The 13,324-nt window shown below is 49.2% G+C and carries 14 protein-coding genes; 3 read left to right on the plus strand and 11 right to left on the minus strand.

The genetic code is table 11. From position 1 onward, the window contains the following. Positions 1 to 219 precede the first annotated feature (219 nt). A complete protein-coding gene (locus AAH187_RS12490) occupies positions 220 to 1,047 on the plus strand; it encodes a hypothetical protein (RefSeq protein ID WP_342348792.1) in 828 nt (275 codons plus the stop codon). Positions 1,048 to 1,058: 11 nt separating this feature from the next. Here AAH187_RS12490 and AAH187_RS12495 read toward each other — a convergent pair whose 3' ends face one another. From AAH187_RS12495 to thiS, 10 genes are all read right to left on the minus strand, one after another. Continuing rightward, positions 1,059 to 1,616: a TIGR00730 family Rossman fold protein gene (locus AAH187_RS12495; protein ID WP_342348793.1), complete on the minus strand. Its 558-nt coding sequence runs from the start codon at positions 1,614 to 1,616 to the stop codon at positions 1,059 to 1,061. A gap of 117 nt (positions 1,617 to 1,733) precedes the next feature. After that, a complete protein-coding gene (locus tag AAH187_RS12500; RefSeq protein WP_342348794.1) occupies positions 1,734 to 2,642 on the minus strand; it encodes a M23 family metallopeptidase in 909 nt (302 codons plus the stop codon). Beyond that, on the minus strand, positions 2,642 to 4,018 hold the full coding sequence (pafA, locus tag AAH187_RS12505; protein WP_342348795.1) for a Pup--protein ligase: 1,377 nt from the start codon (positions 4,016 to 4,018) through the stop codon (positions 2,642 to 2,644). The genes AAH187_RS12500 and pafA overlap by 1 nt, the downstream gene beginning before the upstream one ends. A 275-nt stretch (positions 4,019 to 4,293) precedes the next feature. Beyond that, a complete protein-coding gene (prcA, locus tag AAH187_RS12510) occupies positions 4,294 to 4,977 on the minus strand; it encodes a proteasome subunit alpha (RefSeq protein WP_342348796.1) in 684 nt (227 codons plus the stop codon). Between the two features lie 3 nt (positions 4,978 to 4,980). Further along, a complete protein-coding gene (prcB, locus tag AAH187_RS12515) occupies positions 4,981 to 5,823 on the minus strand; it encodes a proteasome subunit beta (RefSeq protein ID WP_342348797.1) in 843 nt (280 codons plus the stop codon). Between the two features lie 42 nt (positions 5,824 to 5,865). Then, positions 5,866 to 7,344: a depupylase/deamidase Dop gene (dop, locus tag AAH187_RS12520; protein WP_342348798.1), complete on the minus strand. Its 1,479-nt coding sequence runs from the start codon at positions 7,342 to 7,344 to the stop codon at positions 5,866 to 5,868. A gap of 30 nt (positions 7,345 to 7,374) precedes the next feature. Continuing rightward, positions 7,375 to 9,057 (minus strand): proteasome ATPase, encoded by a 1,683-nt coding sequence (gene arc, locus AAH187_RS12525; protein WP_342348799.1) that lies wholly within the window; start codon positions 9,055 to 9,057, stop codon positions 7,375 to 7,377. Positions 9,058 to 9,255: 198 nt separating this feature from the next. Continuing rightward, positions 9,256 to 9,882, minus strand: a complete 627-nt coding sequence (gene thiE / locus AAH187_RS12530) for a thiamine phosphate synthase (protein ID WP_342348800.1) — start codon at positions 9,880 to 9,882, stop codon at positions 9,256 to 9,258. 12 nt (positions 9,883 to 9,894) lie between these two features. Continuing rightward, complete coding sequence (locus tag AAH187_RS12535; RefSeq protein ID WP_342348801.1) at positions 9,895 to 10,668, minus strand: thiazole synthase; 774 nt, start codon at positions 10,666 to 10,668, stop codon at positions 9,895 to 9,897. Between the two features lie 19 nt (positions 10,669 to 10,687). Then, positions 10,688 to 10,897, minus strand: a complete 210-nt coding sequence (thiS, locus tag AAH187_RS12540; RefSeq protein WP_342348802.1) for a sulfur carrier protein ThiS — start codon at positions 10,895 to 10,897, stop codon at positions 10,688 to 10,690. A 245-nt stretch (positions 10,898 to 11,142) separates the two neighbouring features. On the opposite strand from thiS, the gene AAH187_RS12545 reads away from it, so the two are divergent. Both AAH187_RS12545 and AAH187_RS12550 read left to right on the plus strand, forming a co-directional pair. Beyond that, positions 11,143 to 11,619, plus strand: a complete 477-nt coding sequence (locus AAH187_RS12545) for a histidinol-phosphatase (RefSeq protein ID WP_342348803.1) — start codon at positions 11,143 to 11,145, stop codon at positions 11,617 to 11,619. Positions 11,620 to 11,742: 123 nt separating this feature from the next. Continuing rightward, positions 11,743 to 11,979 (plus strand): Lrp/AsnC ligand binding domain-containing protein, encoded by a 237-nt coding sequence (locus tag AAH187_RS12550; RefSeq protein ID WP_342348804.1) that lies wholly within the window; start codon positions 11,743 to 11,745, stop codon positions 11,977 to 11,979. Between the two features lie 27 nt (positions 11,980 to 12,006). Here AAH187_RS12550 and AAH187_RS12555 read toward each other — a convergent pair whose 3' ends face one another. Then, entirely contained in the window at positions 12,007 to 13,314 is a 1,308-nt protein-coding gene (locus AAH187_RS12555; RefSeq protein ID WP_342348805.1) for a S41 family peptidase, read from the minus strand. Between the last annotated feature and the right edge of the window lie 10 nt (positions 13,315 to 13,324).

Below are 13,324 nucleotides of genomic sequence, written 5' to 3' on the forward strand. Positions count from 1 at the left end.
CTTTTCGATGGTCTTGCTGGGAATGAATGGGGTGATAAATTTTCCTCAGAGTACCTGAGCCAATAGTCCTCTATGGGAGGTCGAATTTCGGTGCCGTGATTGGGATGTATGTGGGGTGCCACTCAGGGGTTGTGGACTTCCGGTGAGAATGCGTATCATCGTAAGCGCGATGCATTCCCGTCTATTTAATATTCACGTCATTTTAGGGTAAGGATGGTTATGAAACACGAGGTTTTGAGTCCATTTGTGAAGACATTTCTGTCAAGTCTATTGTCGGGTCAAAGGATTATGGAATCATTTGGCTATCGAGCGCTGGTGTTGGTGATGGCCTTGGGTTGTCTGGTGATGGCGCCTTCCGTGGGATATTCCGAAGAGCAAACCCATGAGCTTCCTAAGCCATTTCATAAAACTACTCCACCTCTTTTTCAGGAATGGAATTTTGATCAATCGGCTTTAAGTGACTTACCCGATGGCTTTACGAAGGCGGTCGGTGGATCTTCGGGAAAAGGAGAATGGGTAGTCAAAGAAGATCCTTCTGCCCCCAGTCGTCCCCATCTGGTGGAACAACGTTTACAGTGTAGTGAGGTTTGGTGTTACCAGTTACTGATTGCCGAAGGCGCGGTGGCTGAATATGTGGATCTCTCAGTCAGGATAAAGCTCAATTTGGGAACTCCGACTGGAAGAGCTGGATTGGTATATGGGGTCCAAGATGACAAGAACTTCTATGCCGCGGTTGTTGAACCTAGAACGAACGAGGTTGTGGTCTATGTGGTTAAGAATGGAGAACCAACCGAATTAGGCAGGGAATCCCTGATTCCTCGATCTGCTGATTGGCACTTTCTCCGAGTTCAACGAAATACTCTTGTCAGCAAGGAATTTACCGAAATCTCTTTTGATAACCATCTGGTAATGAGCGTGGCTGATCAATCATTCAAAAAGGGTCAGCTGGGAATAGTGGCTATTGGGGACGGGAGTTTTTCGTTTGATAATCTTCGGGCTATGGAACTCCAGTCGAATCGTCCGCTTTCCAGGCCCTCGGCCTATTGAGCGGCACCATGTTAGCGGACATCAGGTTCGAGTCGACTTAAGACGAGGGGCAGCAGGGCTTCAGGAGTCGAGGCTTCAAGGAGTAACCTCCTGTTTGCCTGGATGAGAAACCCTTCTTGGACTTGATGATCAAAAAATCTCAACAGACCATCAAAAAAGCCAAAGCAATTCAGAAGTCCACAGGGTTTGTAGTGAAGTTTTAATTGTGCCCAGGTCACCATTTCGCAACATTCTTCCAATGTTCCAAATCCACCGGGTAAGGTGATGAATCCCGCTGACAGATCTGCCATAAGGGTTTTTCGTTCATGCATGGTGTTCACGATATGCGTAGCTGTGAGATCCTGATGTAGGAGCTCCTTCTCCGCCAGATGCTTGGGAATGACTCCAATAACGGTCCCGCCCTCCTGTAGTACGGTTGAGGCCAGCACGCCCATCAGCCCAATATTCCCTCCACCGTAGACCAACCCCATTCCCTGTTGGACAAGCGCATGACCCAAACGCTGAGCCATGTCGGTAAATGCTGGTTGGTGTCCGAGGCGGGAGCCGCAGAAGACACAAATATATCGCATGGGACGGAGTGCTTATTTTCCGGTAATCGCAATCAGTCTGGTGGTTATGAGAAAAAGAGACGGTTCATGCGGAGTCAGGAGAAGCCGAGGAATCTCCAAAGTGCCAGAGTCCTTTCATTAGTTTGTAATAGGGAGAGCGGTCAATGAGTATGGATTAATTCGAGAGCCATTTAAGTGAATGCCCCAATGGAGATGGGGGCCCGTGGCTCTTCCGCTGGATCCGACTTTGCCTAAGGCTTCTCCTTTTTGAATCGTTTGGCCCGTGGTGACGTCAATCTCTGAGAGATGAAAGTACATGGAAAACAACCCTACCCCATGATCCAGAACCACACCCTTTCCAGAGAAGAAGTGATCGACTGTTTTCACGACGATACCTTTGTTAATGGCTTGGACCGGAGTGCCTTTTGGTGCTGCGATATCTTCTCCTGAATGAGGGTTTCGGGACTGACCATTAATGACTCGACGACTCCCAAACACTCCAGTGACTTTCCCATTCACAGGCTCAAGAAAAGGACCATCCCATAAAGGACTTGCCCCAACATTTTGAAAGGCCTCTGTTAATTCTCTTTTTTCTTGTTGGACGCGTTTTAATGTTTTAGCGTCAAGATCCACTGTATTTTTCGGCAGGGTCAGGTGTTGGATTGTATAGTCTTCTTTGAGGATGAGGACCGAGTAGCTGAGATGGTCTGACCCGGTATCGGAATTGACCGTAATACTTAATTCCTGTATCCCCGATGGATCTTCCATATCGATTCCCACAATGCCCGCAAAATTTGCATCGCCATGTGGGAAAAAGGGAATCTTCCGTTTGAGAAATTGACCACTCACTTTGGCCTGAGGTTGGGATATCGGAACGTTGATCCAGAGGACTTGGCCCTGTTTTCCGCTGACATGTCCATTGGCACCCGGTCTGTTCCGTTCCGCACTGGGAACGATCTGAATAGGGAAAATACTGGCCAGCAGCAGGCAAACGACAAACAGGATTTTCCAGGAATCCGAAGGAAGGGGTGGGGTCGATGTGCTCATCAGGGGTAGAGCCGATTATGAGGAACTTGGCTGAGCAATTCTTCTACACGCCGATTAAAAGGACAAAAGGGATCCATGCAGAGGATGGTTTCTTCCCAGTACCCGTTCAGTTTGAGATAAGTCCAATCCACAGTATACGACCGATTTTTTGCACGGGCAAATCTGATGAAATCTCCTCGTACTTTTGCGCGGGTGGTTTGAGGAGGAATCGTTTTGGCCTGTTCAATCGCGTCCTCATCGATCATTTTTCGAATGTGATTACGTTCAGCTAAAAGATGAAACAGGCTCCGTTGTCGGTTAATGTCATGATACTGCAAATCCATCATGCCTAAACGGGGGTCATCCCATCCGCAAGATTTTTTGGCCATGTAATTTTCGAGAAGCCATTGTTTGGTGATCCAGTCGATTTCGCGGACGAGTGACATGGGTGAGGTATTCAGCGCCTTCAACACTCGACCCCATTCATAATGCACCTCTGCCATGATTTTGTTGGGAGGTTGCAAGGCTAAATATTCACCGGCTCGTTCCCAGAATGTTTGCTGAATCTCCAATGCGGTCAGGCTGCTCCCATCTTCAAGCTTGACCGTTTTTTTCAGGTTGGGATCCCGAGAAATATCTCGAATCGCTTTAACAGGTTCTTCTAACTCAATATGAGGAATGGAAAAACCGTCTTCGATCATTGAGAGGACGATCATGGCTGTCCCCACCTTTAAGTAGGTGGAAAACTCAGACATATTGGAATCGCCGAGAATGATATGAAGTCGTCGGTATTTCTCGGCATCAGCATGAGGCTCGTCGCGTGTGTTGATAATGCTTCTGGAAGACGTCGTAGAAGAAGAGGTTTTTTCATGGATATGTTGCGCACGTTGGGAGATGAAATATTGAGATTTCCCGGATACTTTTAGTATTTTCCCGGCTCCCGAAAAAATTTGACGAGTGACGAAAAATGGGATGAGTTGTTCGCTGACTTTCCAGAAATCTACATCCCGGCGCATGAGGAAATTTTCATGGCAGCCATACGTGTTGCCGAGGGAATCCGTATTGTTCTTGAAGATGAAAATCTCGCCGGACAGTCCTTCTTCGCGCAAGCGCTCTTCGGCAATGGGCAGACAACTTTCCAAAATCCGCTCACCGGCTTTGTCGTGGATGATCAGATCAAGCAGATCGTCGCATTCGGGAGTGGAGTATTCTGGATGGCAGCCCGTGTCCTGGTAAAACCGCGCCCCATTGGTGAGGAAGGCATTGGATGGCCAGCTATTGGGGATGAGTCCCTCGAAAATATATCCGAGGATTTTTTCAATCGGGAGGTAGACTCGTCCATTCGGCGAAAATGTCAGGCCGTATTCACTCTCAAGGCCAACAATGCGTTTCATCATATCCGGCCCGTTTCTCTCCAGAGGCTTCCTGAAGTCTTATGGTGCCCTGCCCTTCACCGGCCGCCCCCTTCTCGCATAAAGGACCTACTCGCCAATCAATAGTCATTCTCCTTGAGTCCGGTCTTGCTCGATAGGGCTTCTTCAGCGTATCTCTCTTTCCCTTTCCGGGTTTTGAAAATGGATCTTGATTGAAAATATGGGCATGGATCCCATACTCAGAATACACCCAGAATAATTAATGATCAACTGAGTGAGAGGGAGGAACGCCAGAAGTGTTACAACAGAATTTGAGAAGCTTCGATGATGGGGACCCGGCGAAACCTTCTGCCTATTCGAGTGCGGTCCAGGAGTGCGACTTCTAAGCCTTCTAGATTTGATCGTGGATCAGCCCCCTGTTCAAAGGCATGTTGACAGAGTGTCAGGGCTTCTTTGAGAGACGGACAGGTTTGAGGGATTTCTTTTTTGAGCAGGGCCAAGATCGTTTCAGATCGTCCCCCAATGGCGGTGAATCTTCGTTCATCAACAATACTTCCGTCGAAAGAGATGCGGTATAATTCATTGCGCTCAGGCGTTTCGCCGACTTGAGCCAAGAGTAGTTCCACTTCGTAAGGTTTCATTTCCTGGCTAAAGAGCGTGCCGAGTATTTGTGAATAGCCATTGGCCAGGGATCGTGCCGTCACATCTTCGCGACTATACATCATGCCTTTGACGTCCGCATGTTGAATGCCGGCTTTCCGGAGATTCTCAAATTCGCTGTATCTCCCCGCACCGGAAAATGCGATGCTGTCATAGATCTCAGAAATTTTAAACAGAGAGGCGCTGGGGTTATCGGCGACAAACAGCACCCCATTCGAATACTCCATGGCGATGATCGATCGACCTTTGGCAATGCCTTTCTTGGCATACTCCGCCCGGTCCTGCATCATTTGTTCGGGTGAAACGTAATAGGGCAGGGCCACTGTTTAAGTCTCCTGTTTCTGGTTCACTAATGCTTCGCACAATGCCGCCAATTGGGTGTCTTCCACATCCCGAACTCCCTGGGGATCAACTAATTTGACGGTCGGGAAGATTCGTCGGATCAGGTCCGGTCCCCCGGTCCCGACATCCTCATCTGCGGCATTGATTAGGGCTCGAAGAGCCACTTTGACCGCGTCGCTTTCTGATAAATTTTTCCGGAAATATTCTTTAAGGGTCGATCGAGCATCTTTTCCGCCTGAGCCGACTGCATGAAATTCCGTGTCCTCGTACCGCCCTCCGGTAATGTCATATTTGAAGAGGCGCCCCACCTCCCGTTTGTGGTCATACCCGACAAATAGGGGAATCACTACGAGGCCATGCAAGACCATGGGGAAATTGGCCTTTACCATATGCCCAAGTCTGTTGGCTTTTCCTTCGCACGTTAAAGGTTGTCCGTCGAGTTTTTCATAATGTTCCAACTCGATTCGGAAGAGTTTGGCCATTTCCACGCAGGGTCCTGCGGCTCCGGCAATGGCCATGGCGGAATAGCCATCGGTTTGAAAGACCTTTTCCATTCGATTCGCGGCGATTTGAAATCCTTCGGTTGCGCGACGGTCTCCGGCGATGAGGACGCCATTATCATAGGTGAAGGCGAGAACTGTTGTGCCGTGTGGCCAGGGGAAATGATTGGAGGACATCAACGATGCGTCTGGTTGGCCTTGTTGGGGGAGTAAGCTTTCCCACCGCGCCATGGGGAGAAATTCGGGTCGTTGTGAGGTGAGGTATTGGTAAAAACTGGAACACGGGTCAGCTGAAAAGTTTGGAAAGGGGCTGTCTTTAGAATTCATGTGACCTCAAGGGTACCTTGCCGATTGGGTTTTCCGGTTCATTCAGGACTTCACGAGTCGGGATAATAACTGATCCACGGAGGTAATGTCCCTAAACAATTCTTGCGTGAGCTGTTGGGTGCCTCGATAAGGATCCATCAGTGGAATACGCTTAATAGTGGAATTTCCCGAATGAAGGAGGACGGACGTCCAGCTCATGCCGTACACCTGGCCTGCCAGATGTTTTAAGCATTGACCTCGAAAAAAAGCCCGTGTGAAAGCCGGTGCAGTCTGGCGAGCCCGTTCGACTTCCTGATCAAGAGTCAGACGTTCTATTTGGCCAGTTCGCTCCAGAGTATAGTACAGCCCTTTGGTTGGTCGCACGTCGTGATACTGTAAGTCCATCATAGCGACTCTGGGATCTTTCCAGGAGCAGTGTTTGCGATCCATGTAGGATTGAATCAATGCGTGCTTGGCGACCCAATCTACTTCCCGCCGAAGCTCGAAGGGATCCCGCTCTAAGATATCCAGGGTGGATTCCCAGCGGACAAGCACCTCTTTGGTAATTGGGGAGACCTCCCTGGTTCGATAAAAGTCATGGGCTGATTGCAAAAATGCACGCTGAATAGCGACGGCAGTGGTGTGTTGCCCATTCTGTAACGGAAGCGAAGTTTTCACGGTCAGATCTCGTGATACCGACTTGATGGCCTTGACGGGGTCGGTTAATTCAATATGAGGGAGGGAGCCTCGCTGTTCCAGCATTTCCATGATAATAGCCGTCGTGCCGACTTTTAAGAAGGTGGATACTTCGGACATATTGGCATCACCCACGATGACGTGAAGCCGTCGGTAGTCGGTTTGATGGGCATGGGGTTCATCCCGGGTATTAATGATGGGGCGGTGAACCATGGTATTAAGATCCAGAAGACATTCAAAAAAATCTGCCCGCTGTGAGATTTGATAGGAAACAGGATCTGTCCCGTTTTCTGCTCCGACTTTCCCTGCGCCACAAAAGATGGGGCGTGAAACAAAGAAGGGGAGTAGGACGTTGGCTACCTGTTCGAATGGGATCCGGCGGGACAAAATATAATTTTCGTGGTATCCGAAGCTGTTGCCTTTTCCGTCTGAGTTGTTGCGGTAGACCAGAAAGTTTTCCTCTTCCATACTGTGGTTCAGACGGGCCAGACATTCAGCCACAATGTGATCCCCGGCACGTTCATAGGCCACCACCTCACGGGGATTGCTACATTCGGGGGTGGAATATTCCGGGTGAGCCCCATCGACGTAGAGACGACCGGCATTCGGCAAGACTTTATTGAGTTGACGGTTATAGGTGGCGCTTGGTCGTTCGGGTTCGCCTTCGACCGGAAAACCTCGGGCATCCAAGAAGGGGTTTTCGTTTTCGTAATCCCATAGAGCGGTGGGAGCGGGGAGATGGGGACAGTGACTGATTAATCGAAGGGAATTCGCTACGGGGTCCGGGTACGCTGGGGAGCGAGAAATAATCCCGAATTCAGTTTCTGTTCCAAGAATTCGCAGCAAGGAGACCTCATGGAGAGCAGCTAGATATGGTTAAAAGTAATGACCCACGCTGATGGTTTCTATTTCTCGAGGCTCTGAATCCTCATCGGTGCATAAAGTGCGCACATGAACAATTTTTTCGCCTTTTTTGCCTGCTATTTTTGCCCAATCATCGGGGTGAGTGGTGTTGGGTAAATCTTCCTGTTCTTTGAATTCTTCACGAATGCCCCGCAGAAAGTCCTCGGGTTTGAGGCCTTTGGCTTCGCCGGAAATTGCGCGCTTGATGGCCAGTTTTTTCGCACGGGAGACCACACTTTCGATCAACGCGCCACTGGCAAAATCTTTGAAGTACACCGTTTCCTTTTCCCCATTGGCATAGGTGACTTCTAAAAATTGATTTTCTTCCGTCAAGGCATACATTGTCTCCACGGTGGTCTCGATAAGATGATTGATAAACGTCGATCGATCTGAGCCATGTTGGGTCAATTCAGCTTCCGAAAGGGGTAAGTCTGAGGTCAGGTATTTTCCGAGGATATCCTTTGCACTCTGTTTGTCGGGTCTGGGAATCTTAATTTTGATATCCAGACGCCCCGGTCTCAAAACCGCCGGATCAATGAGGTCTTGCCGGTTACTGGCACCGATGACGATGACGTCTCGAAGGCTTTCTACTCCATCAATTTCGGATAAGAATTGGGGAACGATGGTCGATTCCATGTCCGAGGAAATACCCGTCCCTCTAGTTCGGAACAAGGCATCCATCTCATCAAAAAAGACGATGACCGGATTGCCATGTGATGCCTTCTCCTTCGCTTTCGCAAACACTTCCCGAATTTGCCGTTCGGATTCGCCGACATATTTGTTCAATAACTCGGGTCCTTTTATGTGGAGGAAGTAACTGCGAACGTCTTTGCCCTTAAGGTGCCCGAGTTTTTTTGCGATGGAATTTGCGACAGCTTTGGCAATCAAGGTCTTCCCGCATCCCGGCGGTCCATACAAAAGAAGACCTTTGGGGGGTGATAAGCGGTGTTCCGCAAATAGCTCAGGATACAGAAACGGCAATTCAACAGCGTCTTTTACCTGCTCCAGTTCTTTGGTTAACCCACCAATTTGGTCATACTGAATATCTGGAACTTCCTCGATGACGAGTTCCTCCATTTCACCTTTGGGAAGTTTTTCGATGAGGTATCCGGATCGTGGTTCAAAGAGGAGGTGGTCGCCGACACTCAGGTTCTGTTGTTTCAGTAAATCAGAGATTTCCACCACTCGCTCGTCGTCTAGGCGAAGGCTGACGACTGCCCGCCCATCGTCCAGGAGATGTTTGAGATGGGCGATTTCGCCCTGTGGATCATACCCGCGTGCCTCTATTACGTTCAGACCTTCGTTCAAAATGACCTCTTGGCCTTTCTTCAGTGATTCTGGCGGAATAGAGGGATGAAGGTTGACTCGTAGCTTTCTGCCGCCCAGAGAGACATTCACGGTCCCGTCGGGATTGGTGTTATAGAAGAATGCAAAAGTTGAAGGAGGCGCCGTGAGTTTGTCGACTTCTTTTCGAAGCGCTTCGATTTGTGCTTTGGCTTCGTGCAGGGTAGAAACCAACTGCTCGTTTTTCTGCTGAGAAAGGTGCAGCTTCTGTCGAGATTCATGCAGTTGCTGCATTTCGAGTTCCATGGACTCAATCTCGGTTCGTAACTTTTCAATCTCACGTGTATGGTCGTCTGTTTTTCGGATTCCCATGGTTAAATCCTATCTGATTCGAAGTTTCTAATGAAACCGAAAGAACATATCTTGCTCTGAAAAAATCACCCGACTTGTCCCGTGGTTAAGTGGTAATAGGGAGATCCGTACTTTCCTTCTCTGGAAAGATCTTACCACCCAAAAAAAATTAGGGTCAACCGAACACGGGCGTTGTGACTGCCTAAATAAGTTGACAATTCAGGATAATCGTGCAAGTAGTTCCCGAGTGATCTCTGGAATGGAGAGGGATTGAAGAATGGAGGAAATGACGGCGACTCCGTAAGCCCCTGATGATAAGACGTCAGGAATTCTGATTGGGGTAATTCCTCCGATGGCATAGATGGGCAAGTGGATGGATCGGCTGGCTTCTTGAAGAATCTGTATTCCTAAGGGTGGCCCATATGCTCGTTTTGAAGGCGTATCAAAAATGGGACCAAGCACGATGAAGTCGGCCCCTTCCGCTTCCGCTACTCGGGCTTCCTCCACGGAATGCGTTGAGACGCCGATGAGGGGTCCGGTTTCTAATAGTCGACGAGCTACGGAAACGGGGAGACTGTCTGTCCGAAGATGCACGCCGTCGGCTCCCAGGGCAAGGACCAGGTCGATGCGATCATTCAATAAGACGATTCCTTGTTGGTGTTTGATGGGAGGGATGAGCTGCTGGCAGAGGGAAGTCAGATCTCGGGTCTTCAGATCTTTTTCGCGGATTTGCACCATCCGGACTCCGGCGTCTACCGCTTCAGTAATCACGGAAGAGAGGGGACGATGAAGAGTTTGATGCCGGTCGGTCAGAAGGTAGAGTCTGGGAAGAATGCGCGAGGTCATTCCTAATATGGGTTACAACATCCCCTCGATAGGGCTGCTGGCCGTTGCATATAATTTCCTGGGAATTCTTCCCGCCTTGTAAGCCAGTCGTCCGGCGTCAACGGCATACCGCATGGCCGTGGCCATCATCAACGGATCTTTGGCTCCGGCAATAGCCGTGTTCATTAACACGGCATCGGCTCCGTATTCCATGGCCAGGGCTGCGTCAGAAGCGGTGCCAACTCCGGCGTCAACGATGACGGGTACATTGACCGTTTCCATAATGATTTTGAGATTATACGGATTGCGAATACCTAGCCCTGAACCGATCGGTGCGGCGAGTGGCATCACGGCAGGGCATCCAATATCGGCTAACTTTTTGGCGACAATAGGGTCGTCATTGGTATACGGCAATACCACAAAGCCTTCGGCAATCAAAATTTTTGCGGCTTCAATGAGTCCTGCCGTATCAGGAAATAGCGTACGTTCATCTCCAATCACCTCTAGTTTCACTAAATCTGAAACTCCCGCAGCACGGGCCAGTCGTGAATAACGAACGGCATCTTCAACGGTATAACATCCTGCCGTGTTGGGTAAAATGGTATATTTTTTTGGATCAAGGTAGTCCAGTAAATTTTCTGATTTATTATCGGTAATGTTGACGCGGCGAACGGCAACCGTCACCACATCAGCCCCGGAAGCTTCAATGGCTTTTCGGGTTTCCTCAAAGTTTTGATATTTTCCTGTTCCGACCCAGAGCCGGGAGCGGAATGTTCGACCGGCAATGATTAACGGATCCTGATTCATCTCTTCCCCTTCAATCCCCTCATGTGTGAGAGCCGCCTCCAATAAAGCTTAATATTTCAACCTTGTCCCCATCGTGGAGATTCCAGTTGAGGAAATCTCCGCGGTCTAATATTGTCAGGTTGATTTCTACTGCGACTTGGTCGGAACGGAGATGAAGTGTTTCCAGAAGCTGTGCGACCGTCAAAGGATCCTCGGCCTCGCGTTGCTCTCCATTCACGACTATTTTCATGCGTATAGGTAAGAACGCAATGTCCAGTGGATTCCGGCCATGCAGGGATCCATCCTACGGGACTTGAGAAATTCTTGTCAATGAAAAGACCGAGAGTGCAGAAGGTAGGAGGTGGGTCTTGTGAGCCAATGAAGGCTTAATTTCATGACCTGGTTTTAAAGACCACATCTGACATAAAATGAATTTTGTACACAGTGGACTTATGAGGCGTGAGGGAACAAGCTTGTTTCACTGAGGCGGTCGTCATGGAGAAAAATATCAATCAGGATCTCATGGCTTTATTCTTGTCGATGGCAGGTTTGTTGGCCTCGAGAGGTGAAAATCCTTACAAGGTCAAAGCCTATCGCCGGGCTGCTGATTCGCTGAAGAGCCTCCAAGAGGATGTGACAGAGTTGGCGAATCGTGGCGAACTCCAAACCATTCCCGGTATTGGCAAGGAATTATCCATTAAAATCCAGGAATTCCTATCCACGGGGCGTATCCGTGCGTACGAAGAATTAAAAACTCCTCTTCCTGATTCAGTTCTGGATTGGGTCAATCTGCCGGGATTTTCGGAACCAACGGTCCACGATCTGGTTTTTCGATTGGGCATCACAACCTGGGAAGATCTGGAAGCCTTGGCTCAATCGCATTTACTGCAAACCCTTCCAGGTTTAGGGACTCGTGGTGAGGAAATCTTGACTGCCATTCAGAAGAAACGAGCTCTCTGTCAGGAGTCATAACCAGGGAAAGTAAGAGGAAGAAGCTTCTCCCATGGTTCCCGATGCACGCAATTCGCCTCACCAAGGAACACGAAAGGGATATGGAAACATATCAGGCATTCACCTCAGAAGGATGGTTAGGTAATGGCAATTTCTGCATTTGTTTTGATTGACACGACAGGGACCCACACCAAGAGTGCGTATAAAACACTTACACGCATTCAAGGTGTGAAATCTGTCTATCCGGTGACAGGTCCGTTTGATTTAATTGCCCATGTGGAAGCCGAAACGTTAGAGGAGCTGAACGACCTCATCATGGTTCGTCTTCGAAGTATTGATGGCGTCATGAAAACGAATACGGCAATTGTCCTCGACTTCTAATTTTTTCAACATCTTTTGACGGCCGCATTATGCGGCCGGTTTTAACTGCTTGAAAACTTTCCATGATTTCAACATTTCTACAGCCTTCAGTAACTGAAGGTCATCTGGAGGAATGGGCTGGGCTTGGTCCTGTGGAGCCTGGGGGGATGGAGGTTTGGTCGGAGAGGGTGCAGGAGCCTCCACAGCGCTCTCGTCTTTTTTCTCTTCCATGGATTCCTGTTTCGCCAACTGCACGGGTTTCGGATCAATGACAATGTCGGGTTGCACCCCGATAGAATGAATCGACTTGCCGTTTGGCGTAAAGTATTTCGCCGTGGTAAGCCGAAGGCCTGATCCATCGGAGAGAGGAAGAATGGTTTGGACAGACCCCTTTCCGAATGTTGTGGTGCCAATAACGACGGCTTTACCCCAATCCTGCATGGCTGCCGCCACAATTTCCGATGCGCTGGCAGAACCGTGGTTGACCAACACAATCATCGGATATTGATAATTCTTACTACCTGTCCGTGCGCGGTATTCATCCTTCTTGCCGTTGCGTCCTTGTATTGAGACGACGAGGCGGCCGGATTCCAGGAATTGTTCGGAGACACCCACAGCAGCGGTCAACAGACCACCGGGATTATTTCGTAGATCGAGAATCAAGCCCTGAATGTTTTTGGAAACGAGTTTTTCCAATTCCGTGGAAAGATCCTCGACTGTCGCTTCTTGAAATTGGCTCAATCGAACGTATCCAAGGTTGCCTTCCAGCAGCTTGGAGCGAACGCTTTGAATTTTAATGATATCGCGTTTAAGGTTGAAGATCAGTGGTTTTTCCAGTCCCTCACGTTCAATGGTTAATTCCACAGATGTGCCTCGGGCGCCTCGCATGTGTTGAACGGCTTCCATGAGAGTGAGATCTTTTGTCGGCTTGTCGTCAACTTTGATGATGGTGTCGCCGGGTTGGATGCCGGCTTCAAAGGCCGGCGTATCCTCAATGGGAGAGATCACGGTCAGGCGATTGTTTTTTACGCCGATTTGGATGCCAAGTCCTCCAAACTCTCCCTTCGTTTCAACCTGCATCTCTTTGAACATATCCGGAGTCATAAAAGATGAATGTGGATCCAGTCCGGCCAGCATGCCTCGGAGGGCACCCTGGACAAGGTCCTTGGTTTGGGTTTCTTCCACATAATGCTTTTTGACTTGCGAAAGCACTTCAGCGAAGACTTGCAATTCCTCGTAGGGTTCGCTGGCATATCCCGCCCGGTCTCCTCCTTTTCCAATTACAATCCCCACCAAAAGGATGGCGGTTAAGGTCAAACCAGAAATCACTACCGTCGATAATCTTTCATGTGACATGAGGCGTTCC

It is taken from the genome of uncultured Nitrospira sp. (assembly GCA_902500695.1).
In the GTDB taxonomy this organism is placed as follows: domain Bacteria; phylum Nitrospirota; class Nitrospiria; order Nitrospirales; family UBA8639; genus Nitrospira_E.

Bases quoted from the DNA above. Each gene is read 5' to 3' on its own strand.
- AAH187_RS12555 (WP_342348805.1), bottom strand. From the start codon at position 13,314: ATGTCACATGAAAGATTATCGACGGTAGTGATTTCTGGTTTGACCTTA.
- AAH187_RS12535 (WP_342348801.1), bottom strand. From the start codon at position 10,668: ATGAATCAGGATCCGTTAATCATTGCCGGTCGAACATTCCGCTCCCGG.
- prcB (WP_342348797.1), bottom strand. From the start codon at position 5,823: ATGAATTCTAAAGACAGCCCCTTTCCAAACTTTTCAGCTGACCCGTGT.
- AAH187_RS12490 (WP_342348792.1), top strand. From the start codon at position 220: ATGAAACACGAGGTTTTGAGTCCATTTGTGAAGACATTTCTGTCAAGT.
- pafA (WP_342348795.1), bottom strand. From the start codon at position 4,018: ATGATGAAACGCATTGTTGGCCTTGAGAGTGAATACGGCCTGACATTT.
- arc (WP_342348799.1), bottom strand. From the start codon at position 9,057: ATGGGAATCCGAAAAACAGACGACCATACACGTGAGATTGAAAAGTTA.
- AAH187_RS12550 (WP_342348804.1), top strand. From the start codon at position 11,743: ATGGCAATTTCTGCATTTGTTTTGATTGACACGACAGGGACCCACACC.
- thiS (WP_342348802.1), bottom strand. From the start codon at position 10,897: ATGAAAATAGTCGTGAATGGAGAGCAACGCGAGGCCGAGGATCCTTTG.
- thiE (WP_342348800.1), bottom strand. From the start codon at position 9,882: ATGACCTCGCGCATTCTTCCCAGACTCTACCTTCTGACCGACCGGCAT.
- AAH187_RS12500 (WP_342348794.1), bottom strand. From the start codon at position 2,642: ATGAGCACATCGACCCCACCCCTTCCTTCGGATTCCTGGAAAATCCTG.
- AAH187_RS12495 (WP_342348793.1), bottom strand. From the start codon at position 1,616: ATGCGATATATTTGTGTCTTCTGCGGCTCCCGCCTCGGACACCAACCA.
- AAH187_RS12545 (WP_342348803.1), top strand. From the start codon at position 11,143: ATGGAGAAAAATATCAATCAGGATCTCATGGCTTTATTCTTGTCGATG.